The 21,813-nt window shown below is 55.8% G+C and carries 16 protein-coding genes; 12 read left to right on the top strand and 4 right to left on the bottom strand.

Going from position 1 to position 21,813, the window contains the following annotated elements:
- Window positions 1–88 precede the first annotated feature (88 nt).
- Window positions 89–967 (bottom strand): carbohydrate ABC transporter permease, encoded by an 879-nt coding sequence (locus tag NSQ46_RS09940; RefSeq protein WP_251537392.1) that lies wholly within the window; start codon window positions 965–967, stop codon window positions 89–91.
- Window positions 968–1,003: 36 nt separating this feature from the next.
- Window positions 1,004–1,930: an ABC transporter permease subunit gene (locus tag NSQ46_RS09945; RefSeq protein ID WP_007127911.1), complete on the bottom strand. Its 927-nt coding sequence runs from the start codon at window positions 1,928–1,930 to the stop codon at window positions 1,004–1,006.
- 433 nt (window positions 1,931–2,363) lie between these two features.
- Between NSQ46_RS09945 and NSQ46_RS09950 the strand changes: the two genes are divergently transcribed.
- The 6 genes from NSQ46_RS09950 to NSQ46_RS09975 all read left to right on the top strand — a co-directional run bounded on the left by NSQ46_RS09950 (window position 2,364) and on the right by NSQ46_RS09975 (window position 15,163).
- Window positions 2,364–4,643, top strand: a complete 2,280-nt coding sequence (locus tag NSQ46_RS09950; RefSeq protein ID WP_251537401.1) for a helix-turn-helix domain-containing protein — start codon at window positions 2,364–2,366, stop codon at window positions 4,641–4,643.
- 208 nt (window positions 4,644–4,851) lie between these two features.
- Window positions 4,852–6,369: an extracellular solute-binding protein gene (locus NSQ46_RS09955; RefSeq protein WP_342576730.1), complete on the top strand. Its 1,518-nt coding sequence runs from the start codon at window positions 4,852–4,854 to the stop codon at window positions 6,367–6,369.
- Window positions 6,370–6,667: 298 nt separating this feature from the next.
- On the top strand, window positions 6,668–8,047 hold the full coding sequence (locus NSQ46_RS09960) for an alpha-L-fucosidase (protein WP_342576732.1): 1,380 nt from the start codon (window positions 6,668–6,670) through the stop codon (window positions 8,045–8,047).
- Window positions 8,048–8,053: 6 nt separating this feature from the next.
- On the top strand, window positions 8,054–11,167 hold the full coding sequence (locus tag NSQ46_RS09965; protein WP_342576983.1) for a glycoside hydrolase: 3,114 nt from the start codon (window positions 8,054–8,056) through the stop codon (window positions 11,165–11,167).
- A gap of 334 nt (window positions 11,168–11,501) precedes the next feature.
- On the top strand, window positions 11,502–13,802 hold the full coding sequence (locus NSQ46_RS09970) for a glycoside hydrolase family 3 N-terminal domain-containing protein (RefSeq protein ID WP_342576734.1): 2,301 nt from the start codon (window positions 11,502–11,504) through the stop codon (window positions 13,800–13,802).
- Between the two features lie 41 nt (window positions 13,803–13,843).
- Window positions 13,844–15,163, top strand: coding sequence for a glycoside hydrolase family 125 protein (locus NSQ46_RS09975; RefSeq protein WP_342576735.1), 1,320 nt, complete (start codon window positions 13,844–13,846; stop codon window positions 15,161–15,163).
- A 138-nt stretch (window positions 15,164–15,301) separates the two neighbouring features.
- Here the strand turns inward: NSQ46_RS09975 and NSQ46_RS09980 are convergent, their stop codons facing one another.
- Complete coding sequence (locus NSQ46_RS09980; protein ID WP_341032875.1) at window positions 15,302–16,345, bottom strand: LacI family DNA-binding transcriptional regulator; 1,044 nt, start codon at window positions 16,343–16,345, stop codon at window positions 15,302–15,304.
- Window positions 16,346–16,600: 255 nt separating this feature from the next.
- Here NSQ46_RS09980 and NSQ46_RS09985 point away from each other — a divergent pair, with 255 nt between their 5' ends.
- The 4 genes from NSQ46_RS09985 to NSQ46_RS10000 all read left to right on the top strand — a co-directional run bounded on the left by NSQ46_RS09985 (window position 16,601) and on the right by NSQ46_RS10000 (window position 19,191).
- Window positions 16,601–17,170, top strand: coding sequence for a 2-phosphoglycerate kinase (locus NSQ46_RS09985; RefSeq protein ID WP_342576739.1), 570 nt, complete (start codon window positions 16,601–16,603; stop codon window positions 17,168–17,170).
- Window positions 17,171–17,237: 67 nt separating this feature from the next.
- Window positions 17,238–17,717, top strand: coding sequence for a hypothetical protein (locus tag NSQ46_RS09990; RefSeq protein ID WP_034272811.1), 480 nt, complete (start codon window positions 17,238–17,240; stop codon window positions 17,715–17,717).
- A gap of 139 nt (window positions 17,718–17,856) precedes the next feature.
- Window positions 17,857–18,279, top strand: coding sequence for a VOC family protein (locus NSQ46_RS09995; protein WP_342576740.1), 423 nt, complete (start codon window positions 17,857–17,859; stop codon window positions 18,277–18,279).
- Window positions 18,280–18,345: 66 nt separating this feature from the next.
- On the top strand, window positions 18,346–19,191 hold the full coding sequence (locus tag NSQ46_RS10000; RefSeq protein ID WP_028404664.1) for a PIG-L deacetylase family protein: 846 nt from the start codon (window positions 18,346–18,348) through the stop codon (window positions 19,189–19,191).
- 73 nt (window positions 19,192–19,264) lie between these two features.
- On the opposite strand, the gene NSQ46_RS10005 is transcribed toward NSQ46_RS10000, so the two are convergent.
- A complete protein-coding gene (locus NSQ46_RS10005) occupies window positions 19,265–20,077 on the bottom strand; it encodes a lipase family protein (protein WP_028404663.1) in 813 nt (270 codons plus the stop codon).
- A gap of 83 nt (window positions 20,078–20,160) precedes the next feature.
- On the opposite strand from NSQ46_RS10005, the gene NSQ46_RS10010 reads away from it, so the two are divergent.
- Window positions 20,161–20,739: a hypothetical protein gene (locus NSQ46_RS10010; protein WP_007127924.1), complete on the top strand. Its 579-nt coding sequence runs from the start codon at window positions 20,161–20,163 to the stop codon at window positions 20,737–20,739.
- A gap of 268 nt (window positions 20,740–21,007) precedes the next feature.
- Entirely contained in the window at window positions 21,008–21,811 is an 804-nt protein-coding gene (murI, locus tag NSQ46_RS10015) for a glutamate racemase (protein ID WP_007127925.1), read from the top strand.
- The last annotated feature ends 2 nt before the right edge of the window (window positions 21,812–21,813 follow it).

Here is a 21,813-nt window from a genome sequence, read left to right on the forward strand (position 1 = left end):
CTCATTCAATACGACATAAAGAGGCTAACCGCTATAGCGGTTAGCCTCTTTATTGTTGCATCTGAGCAGCATTGTATCAATCACTGCCCTATTCCTTCAACGAGCCGATCAGCAGGCCTTTGATGAAATACCGCTGCAGGAACGGATAGAACAGCACGACCGGACCGATCGTCAGAATGGCAGTAGCCATCTTGACCGATTCCTGCGGCAGCGTCTGGGTGCCGAGAATGGCACCGCTGCTCTGCATCTGCTGGATCATGCTGATTTCCGAGTTCAGTTTAAACAGCAGGTACTGAAGCGGGTAGAGCTTCTCGTTATCCACGAGCATGATGGCGTTAAACCAGTTGTTCCAGTAGGCGATGCCGTAGAACAGCGTAATCGTCGCAAGGACGGGCATGCACAGCGGAAAGAAAATCCGGAACGCGATATATAAATCGCTGGCGCCGTCGATCTTTGCAGCCTCCGTGAGGGAGGCAGGAATCTGGGACATATAATTGCGCACAAGAAACAGGTTGAACGGATTGAATACCAGCGATGGAATGATCAGTGCCCAAATCGTGTTGTTCAATCCAAGATTAAGGTTAATGAGGTACCAAGGGACAAGCCCTGTGTTAAATACCATCGTGATGAAAAAGAACAATCCGAGCCGGTTGCGGTAACGGATGTGCTTGGCGGCAAGCGTATATCCGGCCATGGACGTGATCGTTACGGCCAGGATGGTGCCGACCACGGTGACGAAGATCGAGATCATATAGCTCCGGTACAGCGGCGTGCTGCCGAACAGGAGCAATTTGTAGGCATCGAGCGACAGCTCGGTCGGAAACAGCTGGTAGCCGAATTGTTTAATGCTGGCTTCATCGGTGAAGGACACCATGAGCACGAGCAGCATCGGCAAGATGCACAGGATGGAGATGATGCCGATCAGAACGGCGTTTACGGTGTTGAACAATTTAGGTCTGGACGTCATCGGTATTCGCTCCTTTCCGAACGGTTCCGGCTCGTATTAGAACAACGCATGGTCCGGATTCACCTTCTTCACGATTTTGTTGCTGCCCCACACGAGGATGAAGCCGACCACAGACTGGTACAGGCCGACAGCCATCGCCTGTGCCGGGTTCCCGATGGTGCGAAGGGAACGGAATACGTACGTGTCGATGACATCGACGGTCGGATACAGGAGGCCGTTGTCCTTTACGATGGCATAAATCATATCGAAGCTGCCGTACATAATTTTGCCAAGCGCCAGCAGCGTCAGAATGGACACGGTCGGCAGCATGAGCGGAATGGTGATATGGCGGATGAGCTGCCAGCGGGTAGCGCCGTCGATCCGCCCGGCTTCGTAATAGCTGTCGTCAATGCCCGTGATGGCGGCCAAATAAATGACGAGGTTCATCCCGAGGTCCTTCCAGACCGCCGCGATCGTGAGGATCCAGGTCCAATATTTCGGCGATGCGTACCAGTTGACGGGATCGACATGGAAGAACGCCAGGATCCGGTTCAGGATGCCGTAGTCCGTCGACAGCAGGCTGTAAATAATGTAGCTGACAATGACCCAGGACAAGAAATGGGGGAACAAAATCGTGGACTGCGTCACCCTGGAGAACCAGCGGCTGCGAAGCTCGTTGAACAGGATGGCCAGCGCCATTGCGGCTATGGTGCCGACGATAATGAACAAGAAGTTGAGCTTCAGGGTGTTGAAGGTGACTTCCCATGCCCGGGGCGACGAGAAGAAGAACTTGAAATTGTCAAAGCCGACCCAGTCCGAGTTGAAGAGCCCTGTCTTGAAGTTGAATTTCTGAAACGCGATAAGCATGTACGGGAGCGTGAAATAGCCGAAGACCAGCGTATAGATGGCGGCCGGTACGATGAGCAGATACGCGGAGCCGTTCGAGCGGATTTCACGCAGAAAGCCGGAGCGGCTTTTTTTCATAGGAGGCACGTCCTTTCGTTTATGATGGGGCTGCAAGCGTCAGCAGTTCTGTTTCGAGTGTAAAGAGAGTTGCCGTGACCCGTAAACTATGAAAATGGAGTTTGAGCGGATTGGAAGGCAGGAAGCGGACTTTAAAAACGGGAAAAAACTTCGAATTTTCGTATTCAGGTCTGCGCCTCCAGATTGAAAGAATAGCGGTAAAAGCCTGATTTTATAAGGGGTTTGAGCAGGGAGGCCAAAGATGGAATGGAAAGCTTTGAAATATAAGAATGCGTTTTCATATTGATGAATGCACGCTGCAAATGTAAGATGAGAGTAAAATGCAGATCCGAACCCAGCGATCCGGTGGGTTGATTGCTTCAATAATCTGACATAGATATTACATATAATGACAGCGATGCTTCATAAAAGACAAATGGCAAGGGGGGAGAATATGATCCGGCAGCGATTGTTCCGTTATGCAGTGTACCGCAACATGTTTCTCAGTTTTGTTTTGCTTACGGCAGCCATGATTGCCCTTGTAACCGTCGTCCTGTTTACGATGTTCTCCTGGAGCACCGCGAAAGAGGTCGGGAAAATCTCCGAGTCGATGCTGAAGCAGAACAGCGCCGTATCCAGCGTCATCCGCGATCAGATCTATAATGTCGGCAACCTGCTGCTCAGCGACAAGGAGATCGTGAACGCCTTGTTGGATAAAAAAGCCGATCCGCTCAAGCAGTACGGCGTGTTCGGCACGCTGAACCGAATTCAGTCCACTTACCCGTTCATTCATTCCATTGGAATCTATAACGGCTCGAACAATACGTATCTCAACACGAAAGGGATTACCAAGGAGCAGGAGAAGGAGCTGCTTGAGGAGATCAACAGCAAGAATACGACGTATTTTCACCTCTTCCCGCGCAGGATATCGGTCGCCAGTTCGCCAAGCCGTAGCGAAGACGTGCTAACCTTTGTCCTTCTTCCGAGCTACTATTCGCCGCTTAGCTCCAAAGGCGCCATTGTGATCAACATGAGCACCTCCACCATTCAGGAGCTCATTGGCGGATACCGGAACGAAGCGGTGGATTCGCTGTATGTTATTGATGATCATGGAACGATCATTACACATTCGGACCGGGCCCGCTTCATGGAGGATATTTCGCAGGAATCGTATGTGCAGTCCATTCTGTCCTCCACCTCGGAAAGCGGCTATTTCACCCGCTCCATCGACGGCAGCAAGAGCATCGTCACCTACGTCAAATCGAAGGATATGAATTGGACGTTTATCAGCGTGAGCCAATATCAAAATCTGCTGTTCAACATGCAGACCTTGCGAACCACAGCGCTGGTTCTGGCGTTGGCCTGCTTTGTCGTCAGCATCTTCCTGTCGATCTGGCTGACCCATCATGCGTACAATCCGATTCGCCACCTGCTGGAGAAGATGATCCCCCTTCCGAAAATGAAGGAAAACCGCCGTCAAATCAACGAATTCGCTATCCTCGATACGACCTACGCAGAGATGACGGAACGAATGCGGTCGATGGAATCCGAAGCTTCGGTCGCCCGAGAGGCCCAAGTGCTGCAGCTGCTCAGCGGCGGCGATGAGACGGCATTCCGGCGCTTGGCCAGAGACGGCAAGGGGCCGTTTTTCCTGGCGGCAGCCCTCCTTCTCGATAGCCAAGACGGCTCGCCTGGCGGTGAGGACGGGGAGCTGCAATCGTATTCCTGCGCCGCCGTCGCCCGGGCTGCCCAGCAGATGCTGGAGCCGGAGGGAGCGTGGGTGGCCGCGGTCGGGGAAGGCGTCGTAGCGGTTATTCTGCCGATCAAGCAGAACCGTCCGCCGATCCGGGTAACCGGCATGCTGGAGGAGCTGCAGGGCGAAATGCTCCGTACGCTCCGCGTATCCGTCACGGTAGGAATCGGAACGGCCGCGCAGACGTACGAGGAGCTGCGTGAGTCGTTCGATTACGCGCAGTCCTGCTTCCGGCAGCGGTTTTTCGAAGGCAAGGGCAGGCTGTTCCATTGCGATCCGGTCGTCGCCGCGGAGAAGGAGCGGTCGGATGCGCAGTATCCGGACAAGCGGGAGAAGCGGATCATCGAGGCCATCAAGCTGCAGCAGCGGGACAAGCTGGAGAAGGAAATCGATCTGTGGATCAAGGAGATCCGGGATTACAACTACCACGAAGTAATGTTTTTCATGAATCAGTTCATCGGCGGTCTGTACAAACAGCTCAATGTCCACACGGTGAAGAGCCGGGAGAGTGCGGAGCTGTTCCTTGGCTTCACGCGGCGCATTACCCGTTTCCAGACGCTGCAGGAAACCGCGGATGCCTTGAAGGAGCTCGCCCTGCGGCTTTGCAGCCTGTCCGAGGAGTCGGGCGCGGTGCGGCATGCCGAGGTCGTGGACTTCATTCAGATGTATGTGCGAAAGCACTATGCACGGCCGGATATGTCGCTCGAGCAGGTGGCGGGCGAGGTCAAGCTGTCCCGAAGCTATGTCGGCAAGCTGTTCAAGGCGCATTGCGAGCTGTCGTTCAACGATTACTTGAATGCCGTCCGCCTGGAGAAAGCCAGAGAGCTTCTCGTGAGCACCGAGGAGTCGGTGCAATCGATCAGCGAGAAGGTGGGCATTTTGAATACGACTTATTTCTATACGCTGTTTAAAAAGCATTACCAAATCTCGCCTGCGCAGTTCCGAAGCCAGCATGCGATTGAGACGAAAAAAGCGCAGTGACGGACCGTTTATAGTGCATTTTCAAAAATTGAAGTTCTGGTGGCTTCCTGACCTGGTTCATGATGGATAGAGGACTTATTGAACAGCCTCTTCAAGCGTTTTAAAATGGCGAAATCGATCATTTTGAAGTATACGCAATCGCCGATGTCTCCTTAAGATAGGAACCGTACCGCAAGACCAAACCAAATGAAGTCAGGGGGAGACAGGCATGAAAAAAAGGAAAGCGCTAGCAATGTGGTTGGCCTCGATGTTCATCATTTCCGTGATCGCGGGCTGCTCCGGCGGAGGAGATGCCGGCGGGGAGAAGGGCTCCGCAAGCGGGGAGAGCGGAGGAGAGAAGAAGCTGCCCGTCCGGTACTTGCTCCCGGGCACCGCGCCGCAGGATTTGGATACCGCGGTTAAAGCGATTAACGAGAAGCTTGAGGCCGACGGTCTGGACCTTACGTATGAACCGACGTACATCGCATGGGACGTATGGGATCAGAAGACCAACCTCATGATGTCCACAGGCGAAGAATTCGAGCTGATCGCCATCATGCACGATACGAAAGGGCCGACCGTGCTTGCCGGGACGGGCGGGATCATTCCGATCGACGATCTCCTGAACCAATACGGCACCGAGCTGAAAGCCTCCATGCCGGACTGGATTTGGGAATCCGCGAAAATCGACGGCAAGATCACCTACGTGCCGAACTTCTGGGCGGACACCGCTTATAATGACGGCATGTTCACGATCCGGACCGATTTGCTTGAGGCCAATGGCCTGACGCCGCCGAAATCGCCGGAGGAGCTGCTCGATGCGGCAGAGACGCTGCAGAAGAACTGGCCGCAGGACAACAAGAACGTATATATCAAAATGCTGGAGGAGCCTGCCTACTTCCTGCACACGACCTACGACACCTATCCGTTTACGGTGGCCGACAACATGATCTACATCGACCAGCAAGGGAACGTGAAGTCCTGGCTTGAGACCGAGGAGTTCAAAAAAGACGTGCAGTACATGAACGAAGCCTATGCGCGCGGACTGATCATGAGCGATCTGTTGACGACGCCTACGGAAGTCATCAACCAGGAAGAACTGGCCGGACGTTATCTGTACCGTCCGGGGGATGTCGGCTTGAGCGACGCCATCCTTCAATCCTTCCCGGATGCCAAGCTGGATATTTACTATTTGGCTGACCAGCCGAAGTTCAGATCGTATGCGATCCGGAACTCGAACGGGGTATCGGCAACGTCTCCGCACCCGGAAGCCGCCATTCAGTTCTTGAATTGGGTATACAGCAGCCAAGAGAACATGGATCTCGTGCAGAGCGGCGTGAAGGACGTGCATTGGAAGGATACCGGCAAGAATACCAAGGATTATCTCGCCAAGAACGAGAACGGTTCTCCGACGTACGAGCTGCCGTACTGGCTGCTTGGTCACGTCGAGATGAACCGGTATCCGACGAATACCGACCCGGCGCGTCTGGAACGCCGTACAACCATCGCGGACGATGCCGTGAACAGTATTACGATCGGCTTCACCTTTGATCCGACGAATGTCGCCTCCCAGTACGCCAACTGCATTGCCGAGCTGAAGACGAGCGTCTATCCGGTCATGCACGGGGTTGTGAAATACGAGGACGGTTACGACAAAATGCTTGCTTCCATGAAGGCTGCGGGTCTTGACGAGGTCGTGGCGGAATACAAGCGGCAATTCGATGAATGGAGAGCGAGTCAGCAATAATCGCTCCTCACCTGGGGTGCGACACATCCATTAGAAACAAGGCAATCCCTCGCCCGGCTTCAGCCGGACGAGGGATTGTTTTTTGGGTGGTGCGAATCATGAAGCAGGCTGCCTGGAAATGAGACTTCAATCGATCGATATTGGCCATTTTCGAAGTTTTCCCTCAAAAGTAAAGTGTTCAAGACAGGCCTCTACGGGATAGAGTAAAGCTCATACCAAGCCTCTTTATCGAGGCGAACCCATCATAATCGCGGTTGACCTGCCAAGCGGCGGATCAGCCTTAAGGAGGACATGAAGAATGACCAATCAGGCGCCAGCCATCCGGGAAGGGTGGAAATGGTTTACGGAAAGCCGGTACGGCATGTTCATTCATTTCGGGCCGTATGCCCAATACGGACGCGGCGAGCAGGTTCTGTTCCGGGAGCATCTGGACCAGAACGAATATGCACGGAGGGCCTGTGAGTGGAATCCGGAGTTTTTTGACGCCGAGCTGTGGGCCTACACGGCCCGGAAGGCCGGCATGAAGTATGCATGCTTGACGACGCGCCATCATGACGGATACTGCCTATGGGATACAGCCACGACGGATTACTCCAGCGCGAAGCAGGCTCCCGGCCGGGATCTTGTCCGGGAATTCACCGACGCCTTCCGAGCGGAGGGGCTTCGGGTGGGCTTATACTACTCCTGGATCGATTGGCGGATCCCGGCCTATTTCGACGGACCGGAGAAGGATCCGGAAGGCTGGGAGGTCATGAAGCGCTATTTGCATACCCAGGTGGAAGAGCTCGTTACGAATTACGGACGCATCGATCATTTCTTCTTCGACGGGGTGTGGCCGAGAACGGCCGAGGACCTGGACAGCGTGAAGCTGGTGGAGGGGATGAAGTCGATTCAGCCCGACATTCTGGTGAATAACCGTCTAGGGCTGTCCGAGGAGGAGAAGCTGCATGCCGACGGAGGCGGCGGATCCGGGGATTCCGAGGTGCTGGGCGACTTTGGTTCTCCCGAGCATGTCATCGTCCCGGACCAGAAGCGGCTCTGGGAGTCCAGCCAGGTGACGACGTGGCGGCTGTGGGGCTATACGAACGGCGAACGCTGGCGTCCGGCCGATGTACTGCTCGACATGCTGTGCGAGTGCGCGGAGAAGGGCGGCACGGTGGGCGGCAATCTCCTGCTCAATGTCGGGCCGCAGCCTGATGGGCAGCTGCCTCCTGCGTTCGTCGAGCGTGCCCTCAAGATCGGGCAATGGCTGGAGGTGCACGGCGAGGCGATTTATGGCTCGGACGGCGGAAACCTGACCGAGTTTATTACCTACGGACGGCAGACCATGAAGGACAATCATCTGTATCTCATTATCCGGTTCTGGGACGGAAGACCGGTGTTGCGGCTGGCGGATCTCATCACGCCCGTAAACCGGGTAACGCTGCTCACGACAGGACAGGAGCTGGATTTCCGGCAGGAGGGTGACGTGCTCTGGATCGAAGGACTGCCGAAGGAGCGTCCGACCGAGCTGTTCCCGGTCATCCGCATCGAATGCGAGAGCCGGCCCGAGACGAACCAGTGGGGACGGGAGCGTCTGTGGACGGGAGATCCATCCCGAATTGCCGATTGGGCGAGAACGCGCGGGACATCCGTCTACGCCGACGGCCAGCCGAGAGACGGAGCCGGAAAGGAGTAAAGGATGATGAGAACGCTGTTATTTTACGACGAGCAGTTCCCGTATCCGGGCGAGCGGCCAACCGCGGACGCGCTGGAGCGGATGAAGGAATGGACGGAGGTCGCAAGCGCCGAGACGTTAGCCGGTCGGTTATCGGAAGGCGGCTGGGATACGTTGATTCACCTTCACGGGCCATATTTTCCAAAAGCGGCTTGGGAGGCGATCGAATCCCATTTGAAGGACGGCGGCGGTCTGGTCCATGCGGGTGGCGTGCCGTTTCGGCGGCCGGTCCGCGAGCTGAACGGATCGTGGCATGCCGAACGCGAGCAGCTGGCTTATCATCAGCGGATGGATATTCACGACGCGCTGGCGGTGGATGTGTCGCGGGTAAGGAAGCTGAAGGCATCTGCCGAATTTCCGATTTTGCAGGGGCGTGAGGAGCTGTTCGGCATTGAACCGACGTGGGGATTGACGCTGCATCCAACCAAGGCAAGCGATATTCCCGCCGAGATGGGGGCATGCGGTCCCATGGACGCCGTTATCTCGCCGCTCTTGATCGGCGAGGACGGAGATCAGCGGGAGCGCTGCGCTCCGGTGGTGATGCTGGAGCAGCACAAGGGCGATTATGCCGGGGGCCGCTGGATTCTGATCAACCAGCAGCTGCAGGCCATATTCTGGGAAGCGGAAGGTGCGGCCGCGCTGCGGGAGCTGGCTGAATATGCCGGCAGAGGCGTGACCGAGCTTTGGCTGAAGCCGAACTATGCCGCATATGAGCCGGGCGAATCGCCGCAAGTGACGATTCAGCTGCAGGCGCTGTCGCGGACGTCCGTTCCGGCTCAGGCATGGCAGTTCGAGGTACGCCTCATCAAGGACGGTTCCGGGAAGCCCGTATGGTCCGGGCAGGCGAGGTCCGAAGCCGCGCTGCAGCGGGATCTACAGCAGCTTCGCTTATCCATCCCCGTGCGGCTGGAACCGGGCCTTTACCGGATCACGTGCGAAGCCGTCTCCGAGTCCGGTGAACAGCGCAATCTGACCCAGGCGGTATGGGGCGTCGACCGCTCCCTGCTGCAGGCTGGAGATCGGCTGGAGTGCGGACGCGACTATTTCCGCCGCGGCGGCCGAACCGTCCCGATTGTCGGTATGACGTATATGACCTCCGACGTTGCGCGCAAGTTCCTCCATCTGCCGAACGTGCAGCGGTGGGATGCGGATATGGCCGAGATGAAGCGGGCCGGCATCAATCTGATCCGGACGGGGATATGGACCGGATACCGGATGATCATGTTCGCCGACGGCCATGCGGCCGAGGATGTGATGCGGGCGATCGACGCCTTTATTCTGACTGCCAAACGGCATGAGCTGGAGGTGACCTTTACCTTCTTCTCGTTTGCACCGGAAGCATGGGAAGGCGTGAACCCGTACCTGGACCCGCGCTCGGTAGAGGCACAGAAGCGATTCGTGGCTTCCATCGTGACAAGACACCAGGGGACGACCAATGTGCATTGGGATCTGATCAACGAGCCTTCGCTGTTCGATCCGAAGCGGATCTTTGAAGGTCCGGTGACGATCGGAGACCGGTTCGAGCGGAAGGCATGGACCGAGTGGCTCTGGCAGCGGCACGGCAGCGATATTGCGCTGCTCCAGGAGCGCTGGAACATGACGCCGGGCGAGCTCCCTTCGTTCGAAGCAGCTATGGCTCCGAGTCCGGACGACAAGCTGTTCAACAGCGTGCTGCAGCCGAAGAAATGGGGGCCGTGGCTGGATTTCACGCTGTTCACGATGGACATGCATAATCGCTGGGCCTCCGAGCTGATCGGGACGATCCGCCGCTGCGATCCGAACCAGCTGGTTACGGTCGGGCAGGATGAGGGCATCTGCTCCCAGCGTCCGTCGCCGTCCTTCTACGGCCCCGTCGTCGATTATACGACGGTCCATTCCTGGTGGCAGAACGATCATCTCGCATGGGACGGCATATTCACGAAGACGCCGGACAAGCCGAATTTGGTCCAGGAGACCGGTATCATGCACGTGCAGCGTCCCGACGGCATTGCCAAGCGGACGGAAGAGGAGCTGCGCAATATGCTGGAGCGCAAATATGCTTACGCTTTTTCGACCGGGGGAGCGGGGGCCGTGCAGTGGATTTGGAATATCAATTACTTCATGGATAACGCCAACGAATCCAACATCGGAGCGCTTCGGGCTGACGGCACGCAGAAGCCGGAGGCTGACGTGTCCTATGATTTCGGACGCTTTATGAACGAAGCGGCGGGCATCTTCGACGATAACCGGCAGCTGGAGGAGATCGCGGTCGTATTTCCGTATTCGAACGATTTTTCGAGCCGAAAGCTGGCGTATGAAGCAACGACAAGAGCCATGCGTACGCTTACCTTCGGCATGAATGTGCATCCGCGCGGCATCGGCGAATATCAGCTGGCCGATCTGAAGCGGCATCCGGCCAAGGTGATCATCGTGCCGAGCGCGCATAATTTCGACGATGCGGCGTTCGAGGAGCTGCTCGAGCTGGCAAGAGCCGGCAGCACCGTTCTCTGGAGCGGGCCGCTCCGTACCGATGCGTACTGGGGAACGGCACAGGAGCGCCTGCAGTCGGAGCTTGGAGAGACGTTTCATGCGAACGTTCTTCGGGAAGAGACGCTGCAGCTGGCGGGAGATCGTTATGCCGTTTCGTTCGGCGAGCGGAAGATCGGCACATTGGCGGTGGATCGCCCCGCTGGGCAGCCGGACGGCGAGCTTGCGCCGATTACGGTTCCATTAGGGTCAGGGCGGTTCATCTGGTGTCCGCTCCCGGTCGAGCTGAACGAGCGCTGGGAGCCGATTCAGGCATTGTATTCGGAGGCGATTCAAGCGGCCGCCGTTTCGCCGGAGCTGGAATGGCTGAAAGGAGGCGGGCTGCCGGGCATTTACGGCCGCAAGCTGGCGTTTGAACGGGGCAGCCTGTACATCTTCATCTCCGAGTATGGAGTTACAACGGATATCGAGGTACGAGACCCTGATTCCGGAGCGGCCTATCGGTTTCCGTTGGAACGGGAGCGAACCGTTATGTTCACGGCCGACTCCCAAGGGCAGGTACAGACCGTATATCGTCCGGAAGAGGTGCGGATCGTGCGTCATCAACAGGTCTGATATTAGACCTGGACCGCATGCCCATGCTATACCATTAATCGGATTGAGGGGGCTTTTTGTAGATAGGGGAGGCGGCTTCGGCTGCTAAAGACCTGTCCGTCGTCCAAGGGAGGCTCGCCGGCCGATTCGCTCGTGCCGGCGAGCCTCTTTATTCATGCTCCCAAGCTTTGGTTGGCTTGAGGTGCAGCTATTATAAATCCCGCATTGACGGCTGATAAAAAAGAACGTAGACTAGTCGGTAATAACGTTATCACAAATCAACCTAACAAAAATAACGATAGCAACTAAGACATTCTTATGACATTCAATCATTCATGAAAAAGGAAGGTGCCCGATGAATTATAAGAACGCTTCATTGCCGATTGAGCGGCGTGTGGAAGACTTGCTTGCGCGAATGACGGTCGAGGAGAAAATCGGTCAGCTCATTCAGCCGTTCGGCTGGAAAGCCTATACCCGAAGCGATGACGGTACGATTCGGGTGACGGACGAATTTAAGCAGCAGCTTGCGGAAGGCGGCATCGGCTCTTTATACGGAACGCTGCGGGCGGATCCATGGACTGAGGTGACGCTTGAAAACGGGTTATCCCCGCGGGAAGGGGCGGAAGCGGTCAACGTGATCCAGCGCTATGCCATCGAGCATTCGCGGCTCGGCATTCCGATTCTGTTCGGGGAAGAATGCTCCCACGGGCATATGGCGATCGGCGCGACCGTATTCCCGGTTCCGCTTACGATCGGAAGCACCTGGAATCCGGAGCTGTTCCGGAGCATGTGCCGCGCCGTTGCCGCCGAAACCCGCAGCCAAGGCGGCGCAGCGACGTACTCGCCTGTGCTGGACGTTGTGCGTGACCCCCGCTGGGGCCGCACCGAGGAGACGTTCGGCGAGGATCCGCATCTGGTGGCCGAGTTTGCGGTGGCAGCCGTGCAGGGGCTGCAGGGCGACCGCCTCGATGCGGAGGACAGCCTGCTGGCTACGCTGAAGCATTTCGCGGGCTATGGCGCCTCGGAAGGCGGGCGCAACGGGGCGCCCGTCCATATGGGGCTTCGCGAGCTGCACGAAATCGATCTGCTGCCGTTTCGGAAAGCCGTCGAAGCGGGCGCGCAATCGGTGATGACCGCTTATAACGAAATCGACGGAGTGCCGTGCACGTCCAGCCGGTACTTGCTGCATGACGTGCTGCGCGAAGCGTGGGGCTTCGACGGCTTCGTCATCACCGATTGCGGCGCGATCGACATGCTGAAGAGCGGCCATAATACAGCCGCTTCCGGGGAGGAAGCCGCGGCACAGGCTCTCACGGCCGGCGTCGATATGGAGATGTCGGGATCGATGTTCCGGGTGTATCTACGGCAGGCATTGGAGCAGGGACATATCACCGAGGACGACCTGAACACGGCGGTTGGCCGAGTTCTTGCGATGAAATTCCGGCTGGGCTTGTTCGACCGTCCCTATACGAACCCTGAACGGGCGGAGAAGGTCATCGGGTGCGAGGAGCATATTGAGCTAGCCCGCCGCGTAGCGGCCGAGGGGATTGTCCTGCTGAAAAATGAAGGCAACGTCCTGCCCCTGAACCCGAAGACCGGTAAAATCGCGGTCATCGGACCCAACGCCAATGCGCCATACAACCAGCTCGGCGATTATACCTCCCCGCAGCCGCCGGGTCAGATCATAACCGTGCTGGAGGGGATCCGCAGATACATTGGCGAGGATGAGGACTCGCGCGTTCTGTACGCGCCCGGATGCCGAATCCAAGGCGATTCCCGAGAGGGCTTCTCCCATGCGCTGGCATGCGCGGCGGAGGCCGATGTCATCGTGATGGCGATCGGCGGCTCCAGCGCGAGAGATTTCGGGGAAGGCACGATCGATCTCCGAACCGGCGCTTCGGTCGTAACCGGGCTTGCCCAGAGCGATATGGAATGCGGAGAAGGCATCGACCGCTCCACCCTGCATTTAATGGGCGTGCAGCTGGAACTGCTGCAAGAAATCCATAAGCTCGGCAAACCGGTGGTGGTCGTCTATATCAACGGCCGACCGATTACCGAGCCGTGGATCGACGAGCATATTCCGGCGATCCTCGAAGCATGGTATCCCGGTCAGGAGGGTGGCAGCGCCATCGCGGATATTTTGTTCGGTGACGTCAACCCGTCCGGTCGCCTGACGCTGACCATTCCGAAGGAGGTCGGCCAACTGCCGATCAACTACAATGCGAAGCGGACCCGTGGCAAGCGTTATCTCGAAACGGATCTGGAGCCGAAATATCCGTTCGGCTACGGGCTAAGCTATACGGATTTCCATTACGGCAATTTGAGCGTAGAGCCTGCCGTTATTCCGGCTGACGGCTCCGCCGCGGTCCGGATCGTCGTGACCAACACCGGCCCTCGGGATGGCGCTGAAGTCGTTCAGCTGTATGTCTCCGATCTGGCCGCGTCGGTAACCCGGCCGGAGAAGGCGCTGAAGGCCTTCAGCAAAGTGTTCCTGAAAGCCGGGGAATCCCGGGAGGTGACATTCACGGTCGGACCCGAGCAGTTGGAGCTGATCGGTCCCGACATGAAGGCCGTTGTGGAGCCGGGAGAATTCCGCATTCGGGTCGGTCCCGATTCGAAGCGGGGAGAAGCCGTGAACTTACGGGTTGAAGGCTAGCGACTGGAAGATATTTATGACAACAAGGAGGATCACAAACCTTGATTCAATACAAACTCCCGAAGATTGACATCCCGGACATGAAGCTGCCGGCTGCTGTTCAGGCGACGATGGAGGAGGCCAGAGTCAAGCTGGCGCATCGCCCAAGGCTGCTGCAGCAGTTTTTGAATTGCTTCCCGAACACCCTGGAGACGACAACGAAGCTGATGGATGACGGCACCACATTCGTTATTACAGGCGACATTCCGGCGATGTGGCTGCGCGATTCCGTCGAGCAGGTGATCCATTACGTGCCTTTGGCCAAGGAGGATCCGGATCTGCAGCGGATCATCGGAGGGCTTGTGAAGCGGCATATGATGTATGCAAGCCATGACCTGTACGCGAATGCATTTAACGAATCCGCTAACGGCTGGCATTGGGATGCCAATGACGAGACCGAGATGTCCGCATGGGTGTGGGAGCGTAAATTCGAGCTCGACTCCCTCTGCTTTACGATCCGCCTTGCCTATGCGTACTGGCAGGAAACGGGACGGAGCGATATTTTCGACGAGCGGTTCAAGGGGGGCATGGAAGGCATCATACGCCTCTGGCAGACTGAGCAGCGGCATTTCGAGCGTTCAGCCTACCGCTTCCAGCGCCGGAATTGCCCACCGATCGATACGCTCCGGAACGAGGGCATGGGCATGCCGGTCAATTATACGGGAATGATCTGGTCCGGCTTCCGGCCCAGCGACGACGCTTGCGAATTCCATTTTAATATCCCGGCGATTATGTTCGCGGTCGTGTCCCTGCGGCAAATGAAGGACATCGCTAAATGGGTGTTCCGCGACGAAGCACTGGTTAACACCATCTCGAAGCTTGAAGAAGAGGTGGAGCACGGAATCCGGTTATACGGCACCTACCGGCATCCCGAATATGGCCTGATCTACGCCTACGAAACGGACGGTTACGGCAATTACTGCCTGATGGACGATGCCGGAACACCGAGCCTGCTTTCCATACCATATCTGGGCTTCGCGGACAAAGACGACGAGATCTATCAAAATACACGCCGCTTCATCCTGAGCAAGGATAATCCTTATTATTATGAAGGATCAGCCGCCAAGGGGATCGGGAGTCCGCATACGCCGCCCGGATACGTGTGGCATATGGCCCTCGCCATGCAGGGATTAACGGCTTCGACGGATGAGGAGCTCCGGTCGATGATCGATATGCTGGAGACTACCGATGCAGGAACCGGGTTTATGCATGAAGGCTTCCACGCCGATAACCCGGATCAGTATACGCGTTCCTGGTTTGCCTGGTCCAACAGCCTGTTTGCGCAGCTTGTTTTGCAAGGAATGAAGAAGGGCTTGGTGTAACGAAGGGCGCTCCGAATGGACCAGTACTAATACAAAGAAACCCGCTTCTTGAAGCGGGTTTCTTTGTCTGTTGAAGCATATGTTAGGACTGCCCAACCGTCATGGGATGACGGGCACCTTTACATTACTCAAGAACATTCAGGCGCTGTCCCGGACAATTAGCCGGGTCGATAGATGGATCGTCTCCGTAGGAGCGCCGGGACGCTCCATGCGGCGTATCAGCGCTTCGACTGCCCGCTGTCCCAGCTCCTCCTTGCACAGATTGACGGTAGTCAACGAAGGCGTGACAAGGGTTGCGGCTTCCACGTTATCGATGCCGGCGATCCGTGTAAACGCTGGAATGGCATGGCCTTCCGATTGAAGCTTGCGCATCCAGCGGATCGCAATATCGTCATTAGCGCCGATCCACGCGTCAGGGCGCGATGCCGGCCCAAGCTCCAGCATCCGTTCATATAATGACTGCTCCCAGGGAGCTCCGTAACGGATTCTCCATTCGGTAAGCTTGACCGCCCCTTCGGGCTGGCGGCTTATCGTTATCCTGGCACCCGTAAGGCGATCCTCGAAGCTGGGCGACCAGGCCTCATCCGTGATCATGGCGATATGCCTGCATTTCAGGGAGAGCAGATGCCTTGTGATAGCCGCTCCGGCTTCGATATTATCGTTGTTCACTTTATCGCAGGAGGTCAGGTCATCTGTATGATCAACAAGCACGTACGGACGCTCCGCGCGGGCGATGAGGCTGAGAACCGCCTCGGGAAGGTTGCCCATCACCACGATGCCGCCGCACCGGGACCAATCGAGATGGGGAGCGATCGCTTGCTGCGGCGATTGGTCGGCCCGGGCCGGTTCCGGCTCGGGGGACACGATGATCGTCGGATATCCCAGCACGTCGCAGGTGCGCAGCAATCCGTTCAAGACCCGCTGCCAATAAACGGCGTTGGCGGAATGGGCATGACTCATGCACACGAGGATGTACGGGGCGGACGATGCTTGTTCCCGTTCCCCGGTCTGCAAGGCCGGAGCTTGCTGCCGGTGCTGATATCCCAGCGTTTTAGCCAGTTCCATTACGCGCTGCCGCGTAGCTTCGCTGACTCCGGACTTTCCGCTTAGCGCCCGGGAAACCGCATATTTGGATAAGCCGAGCTCCTCCGCGAGGACCCGGATCGATACTTTTCTTGACATAAACGCTCCTGCTCTCTCATTTCATTCATAACCAAATGTTATCCTAATAAAAATAACACTTCGAAACCGGGATCACAAGCTAAGAAGCCTTAAAGACGATTTTAATTTCGAATAGAGAGCCGCTCGTCCGTTGATAGAGTGGTATAATGAACAGGGAATATTTTGAATTTTGAAAACAGTGGAAGCCTCTTGATCCGATCCAGGTCAGTCATACGAACGGTTGATTTACTAGGATAAGCGGAAAGGAACGATAACATGATCATCCTGATCATTGGCAGCAGCTGTACCGGAAAAACGCTGATGGCCCAAACCTTGCTTGAGACGTACTATATTCCTTATGTATCAATCGATCATTTGAAAATGGGGTTATATCGGGGGAATCCGGACTGCGGATTTACACCGCTCGACAGCACGGAGCAGATCGGCAGCAAACTATGGCCCATCGTGAAAGGGATGATCATGACGGCCATCGAAAATCGGCAGCACCTGATCCTTGAAGGCTGTTATGTACTGCCGCGGCATGTGAAGGAGTTGGAGGAGACATATGCTGAGCATGTCATACCGGTGTTTCTGGGTTTCTCGGAACGTTATATCGAGGATAACTTCGATTCCAAGATTATTACGCATCGCAATGTGGTTGAGACACGTGCTTATCCGGAAGACCGTACGGTGTCCCAGCATATCAGTGAACATCAGCGTTTCAGGCAGCAATGTGCCCAATATGATGTCCCGTATTTCGAGATTGACCAGCATTACGAGCCGGAAATACGCAAAGTGTATAACTACATTGAGGAGCAGCGGCGAAGCTTAGAGCGCCGAGCATAAGAACAGATGTCGGGCCTGGTTCATGCTCCAGATGAAAACGACCCGATTCAACGAGGTGAAGAATCGCATGCAAACCTACCAATTTTTAATGGCGATCCCGATAACCGAGCTGGTTACCTACATCGACGATGACAGCGACGAATATGTGGAGGATCCCGTCTTCATGGACCTTAGAAAAGCGCTGGATATCGATATTCCGGTCACCACGATTTACGAGCGATACCTTGATGCGCCGGTTCATTCCGGCGACGTCTTAATGTATGCCTCCCGTAGTCATGGTGATCATTTTGTCGTGCTGGACACGTACAGGGATCCCGTCGATCAGCTGGATCTGATTCGCATCGGATTCGGCTGCACGAAGGAGAAGGTTGCAGTCGTTCGGCAGCTGGTTAGACAGCTGTATGACCGCAGCGATACCTTTATTCACTATGAAGAAGGGCAATATTTTTTGCAAAAGCTGATCGACAACACCGCTTATCCCAAAACCATAGAGTATTACGGTAACGTGTTCCGGCAGCGATTGAAGACATATCCCCAACCCGTTTGAACAAGGCATGAAGACTAATGGAGCGAAACCTTGTGGTTCAATCGTAAACGTTTGGCCCAAGATGTGGCAGGCCGAGCATTGCAGCTACAAAGACTATGTATAAAAAATTTCATTAAAAAACGAACGGGGGCCCCTGAATATGATCCAATCCATCGTACATATCGCGCTTGTTGTAAAAGATTACGACGAAGCTATTGAGTTCTATACCCGTAAGCTGAATTTCACATTGCTCGAGGACACATACCAGCCGGAGCAGGATAAGCGCTGGGTCGTTGTTGCTCCGCCAGGATCGGTCGGTACGACCATTTTGCTTGCCAGGGCATCCAAGCCGGAGCAAGAGCCTTTTATCGGCAATCAAGCCGGAGGAAGGGTGTTTCTGTTTCTGAATACCGATGATTTTTGGCGGGATTACGAGGAGATGGTTCAGCGGGGAATCGAGTTTGTCCGGCCGCCTAAAAAGCAGCCTTATGGAATGGTGGCCGTGTTCAAGGATCTCTACGGAAACCTGTGGGATTTGCTGGAGTTGAATGAGGATCACCCTCTTATGAGAAGAAAGAAGTAGCCTTGTGTTTATAATCCAAAAGATCCGCTGAACAATACGCTGAAGCAGAAGGAGCGAACGAGAAATATGTCTCATCCCATTCAAGTCATCGTCATTGCAGCCCATCCCGACGAGCCTGAAATTTATGCCGGAGCGCTTGCGGCTTCTTTCGCGGATCGAGGGCATCGGGTGAAATTCGTGACGCTAACCGACGGCCGCTGCGGTCATCACGAAATGAGCGGGCAGGCGCTCATCGATCGCCGGGTTGCAGAAGCAAAGAAAGCGGCCAGACATCTCGGTGTTCAGGAATATACCATGCTTCCCATCCCGGACGGGGAGCTGATGCCGACCGTAGAGGTGCGCAAAGAAGTGATCCGACTGATCCGGGGGTGGCAGGCGGATATCGTCATCACCTTCCATCCGGAAGGTCCCGGCCATGCGGACAATCGGAATGCGGGCAGGGCGGTGCGGGATGCAGCGGATTTCGTTGCCAATGTGCCTAACGCCGTTCCGGAGGTTCCGGCGCTGACGAAGTCGCCCCTATATCTGCTCATGCCGGATTATGCGGCAAGGCGTTCGTACAAGCCGGATATCGTTATCGACGCCGGGGATGTCATGGAGCGTAAGCTGCTGGCGTGTGACGCGCATGCCTCCCAGTTTTATGAATTTGCGCCATGGCAAGGAGGCTTCTTGCAGGATGTTCCGGAGCGCTGGGAGGAGAAGCGTCAATTTATTTTGAAGCATTGGGAAACCTTCCTGCGCGTGTCGGATGAGATGATGCCTGCGATTGTGGAGGGGTACGGTGAGAAGCACGCCGCGAAGATCCAATATGCAGAGCCGTTTGAGGTAGCGGATTATAGCAGGAGGCCGAGCGCTGATGAAATCAAGCGGCTGTTTCCGATGCTGACGCCATCCGAGGAATCACTCCCCTGAACCGGAAGCGACCATAATGCAAATTTAGGGAGAATTGATGCCCCACTATGGCCGGATACCGTGATGCAGCGTGCTAGTTCCCCGCTATTTGAGGGATCATGAATTCCGTACCCGGGCAGAAGCCGGGATTCGTCTCAGACAATAACCCGGCAAATTCAGGCTCCCGTTTGGCAAGCTCGGCATAATAATTCCCGATGATATGATTGGCGGATACGGAGCCGTTCTGAAAGTTAAGCGCGCAGGGGGAGGGAACATGGCTGTAGTCGTAGGTTTTGTTCCGTTTCGGAAGCTTGTAGACAGGAGGCGGGGCATGGGTTACCACATCGAGCAGATTGGCGATCCGGTAGCTGTTCGGCACATATTGGGCAAAGGCTTTTGAAAAAGCGTAATCCCCAACGCGCGGCGACCCGAACGTAAACAGGAAGGGAGCGCGTTCCGTATTCGCGGCGACGTCTATTGCGCATAACGTTGCAAGGGCTGCACCCAGGCTGTGCCCGGTCAGGAACAAGGACTTGTCAGGATCCAACCGCCGAATCGCAGCCGTAAGTTGCTTGCGGGCGGAAGAATAGATACCCGTGAACCCGCGGTGGGCGAGGACGTCGTCCTTGATATAGCTGAACCGTTTTTGGGAGGCGATCGCGTCAGCGATCCAGTTGCTTGTCGAGCTGGTTCCCCGGAAGGCAATGACGATCTCTTCGTCCGACTCAAGAATAAACCCGAACCGTTCCCATACGCTAAGTAAGGATCTGGCTTCAATGGTATCGTAGAGCGAGTAATTCGCCGGAAGCACAAACGATCCGTCCGGATTCGAAAATTGCGCATACGTCTGACTGCAGACGGCCGCCAGAAAAATCGCCCGCTGCGCTTGCGCCGAGTTCAGTTCCATACTTCATCCCGTCCTTCCCTTTTACACTATATTGAGGGAATGAGGGAAAGGTGCCTATCATACCGAATGAAGGAGAATCATGCATGAAATTTGGAAGAAGTCCTCAGAAAGAAATCCGCACACCTTATGAGCTTCAGCTGCTTCAGCGCGCGCAAGCCATGGAGCCTGCAAAGCCTCCGCACCCATGGGCAGCCGAGATCGTCGTTCCTGCTGCAGGCAGTACGGCCTGCGGCTGGGATCAGGAAGAAAATCTCGTCCTGATCAGCAGCTCGGGTTACAGCGTAACGCAGCCAGGAACAGGGCAGCTGCTTCATCGAAATCGGGATGAGAATGCGACGGAGGAAGGAATGGGGCCGGATGGATTGACCTTCCGCATTCCGCATGATGAGCAGTTGATCACGATATTCGGATTCGAATCCGGGGACGGCATTCGGCTTACGAATGACGGATGGATGCTGGAGGTCATCTATCCATGGTGGCCGAGGTCCTCCGTCGTATTGGACAACGTCTTCAGGCAGGGTTACGAGTACTTGAAGGACACCGTCATGTTGGATCTGAACCGATTGGACGGAAACGTGAGGTGCGGATTTTCCCCATCCGGCAAACATTTCGTGATCCTCGGCTCCGGCGGTGCCCTGCTGTATTCCAGAGCGGCGGTCTGATCAAAAAGATGGTTCTGTAATGTGGCAACAAAGGTCGGGAGACCACGATGTCAGAGCGTTCACATAACAAGGATTGTTCATGTCTTCATTCGCATAGATGAGCTGTCAACGGGCTTCGAGGGAAGAAGATTTTTTTTGGAGTATGGCTACTTTTCCGCTCGGACCTGGGCCAATTGGCTTTTCAAACCGCCCGCGAATATGGTTTACTTAAGAACGTATTCGACCAGGTGGCGATACGAACACAACGAACATACCGAAGGTGAAAATCATGAGAATTGCTTTTTTTGACTCGGGGCTGGGCGGATTGACCGTATTATCGACGGCCATGAAGAGACTGCCGCAGGAGGATTTTTTGTTCTATGCCGACACGCTTCATGTACCGTACGGCTCGAAGGCGGCGGAAGACGTGAAGACCTATATACAGCATTCCATCGAAACCATCATGGAAGAAGAGGTCAAAGCAATCGTTATTGCGTGCAATACCGCGACGAGCCTCGCCGTTTCAGATCTGAGAAAGAAATACGACATTCCGATTATCGGCATGGAGCCTGCCGTCAAACCGGCCGTACAAATCAATCGGAACACCGGGAAAAGAATCCTAGTCCTGGCGACGCCGCTTACATTGAAGGAAGCCAAATACCGGGAGCTCGTGCATCGCGTGGACGACAGGCATATCGTGGATTCCCTGCCGCTCCCTGAGCTCGTCCAGCACTGCGAGGCCCTGAACTTTGACCCGGAAGTCATGAAGGCGTATTTCAGGAGCAAGCTGGAAGGGTTCGACCTGTCGCAATATGGGACCGTCGTGCTGGGCTGCACGCATTATCCTTTTTACAGGAACATCTTGTGCGATTTGCTGCCGAAGCACATTCGGATCATCGACGGCAGCATGGGGACCGTCAAACGACTAGTCGAGGTGCTGAGAGAACGCGGCCTGCTTGGCAGCAGCGGACGGAACGATGTGAAGCTGCTGTGCTCCGGCGGCTCGGCAGGATACATTCAGAAGATGGAGAAGGCGCTCACGATTTACGGAGCGATGGAAGCCGGTAACCTGGCTGCAAATGAAGCCAATTGAAG

The sequence above is a fragment of the Paenibacillus sp. FSL M8-0142 genome, from assembly GCF_038597315.1.
Taxonomy (GTDB): Bacteria; Bacillota; Bacilli; order Paenibacillales; family Paenibacillaceae; genus Paenibacillus_AQ; species Paenibacillus_AQ lactis.

Bases quoted from the DNA above. Each gene is read 5' to 3' on its own strand.
- NSQ46_RS09960 (WP_342576732.1), top strand. From the start codon at position 6,668: ATGACCAATCAGGCGCCAGCCATCCGGGAAGGGTGGAAATGGTTTACG.
- NSQ46_RS10000 (WP_028404664.1), top strand. From the start codon at position 18,346: ATGTCTCATCCCATTCAAGTCATCGTCATTGCAGCCCATCCCGACGAG.
- NSQ46_RS09985 (WP_342576739.1), top strand. From the start codon at position 16,601: ATGATCATCCTGATCATTGGCAGCAGCTGTACCGGAAAAACGCTGATG.
- NSQ46_RS10005 (WP_028404663.1), bottom strand. From the start codon at position 20,077: ATGGAACTGAACTCGGCGCAAGCGCAGCGGGCGATTTTTCTGGCGGCC.
- NSQ46_RS09965 (WP_342576983.1), top strand. From the start codon at position 8,054: ATGAGAACGCTGTTATTTTACGACGAGCAGTTCCCGTATCCGGGCGAG.
- NSQ46_RS09955 (WP_342576730.1), top strand. From the start codon at position 4,852: ATGAAAAAAAGGAAAGCGCTAGCAATGTGGTTGGCCTCGATGTTCATC.
- NSQ46_RS09945 (WP_007127911.1), bottom strand. From the start codon at position 1,930: ATGAAAAAAAGCCGCTCCGGCTTTCTGCGTGAAATCCGCTCGAACGGC.
- NSQ46_RS10010 (WP_007127924.1), top strand. From the start codon at position 20,161: ATGAAATTTGGAAGAAGTCCTCAGAAAGAAATCCGCACACCTTATGAG.
- NSQ46_RS09970 (WP_342576734.1), top strand. From the start codon at position 11,502: ATGAATTATAAGAACGCTTCATTGCCGATTGAGCGGCGTGTGGAAGAC.
- NSQ46_RS09940 (WP_251537392.1), bottom strand. From the start codon at position 967: ATGACGTCCAGACCTAAATTGTTCAACACCGTAAACGCCGTTCTGATC.
- NSQ46_RS09950 (WP_251537401.1), top strand. From the start codon at position 2,364: ATGATCCGGCAGCGATTGTTCCGTTATGCAGTGTACCGCAACATGTTT.
- NSQ46_RS09990 (WP_034272811.1), top strand. From the start codon at position 17,238: ATGCAAACCTACCAATTTTTAATGGCGATCCCGATAACCGAGCTGGTT.
- NSQ46_RS09995 (WP_342576740.1), top strand. From the start codon at position 17,857: ATGATCCAATCCATCGTACATATCGCGCTTGTTGTAAAAGATTACGAC.
- murI (WP_007127925.1), top strand. From the start codon at position 21,008: ATGAGAATTGCTTTTTTTGACTCGGGGCTGGGCGGATTGACCGTATTA.
- NSQ46_RS09980 (WP_341032875.1), bottom strand. From the start codon at position 16,345: ATGTCAAGAAAAGTATCGATCCGGGTCCTCGCGGAGGAGCTCGGCTTA.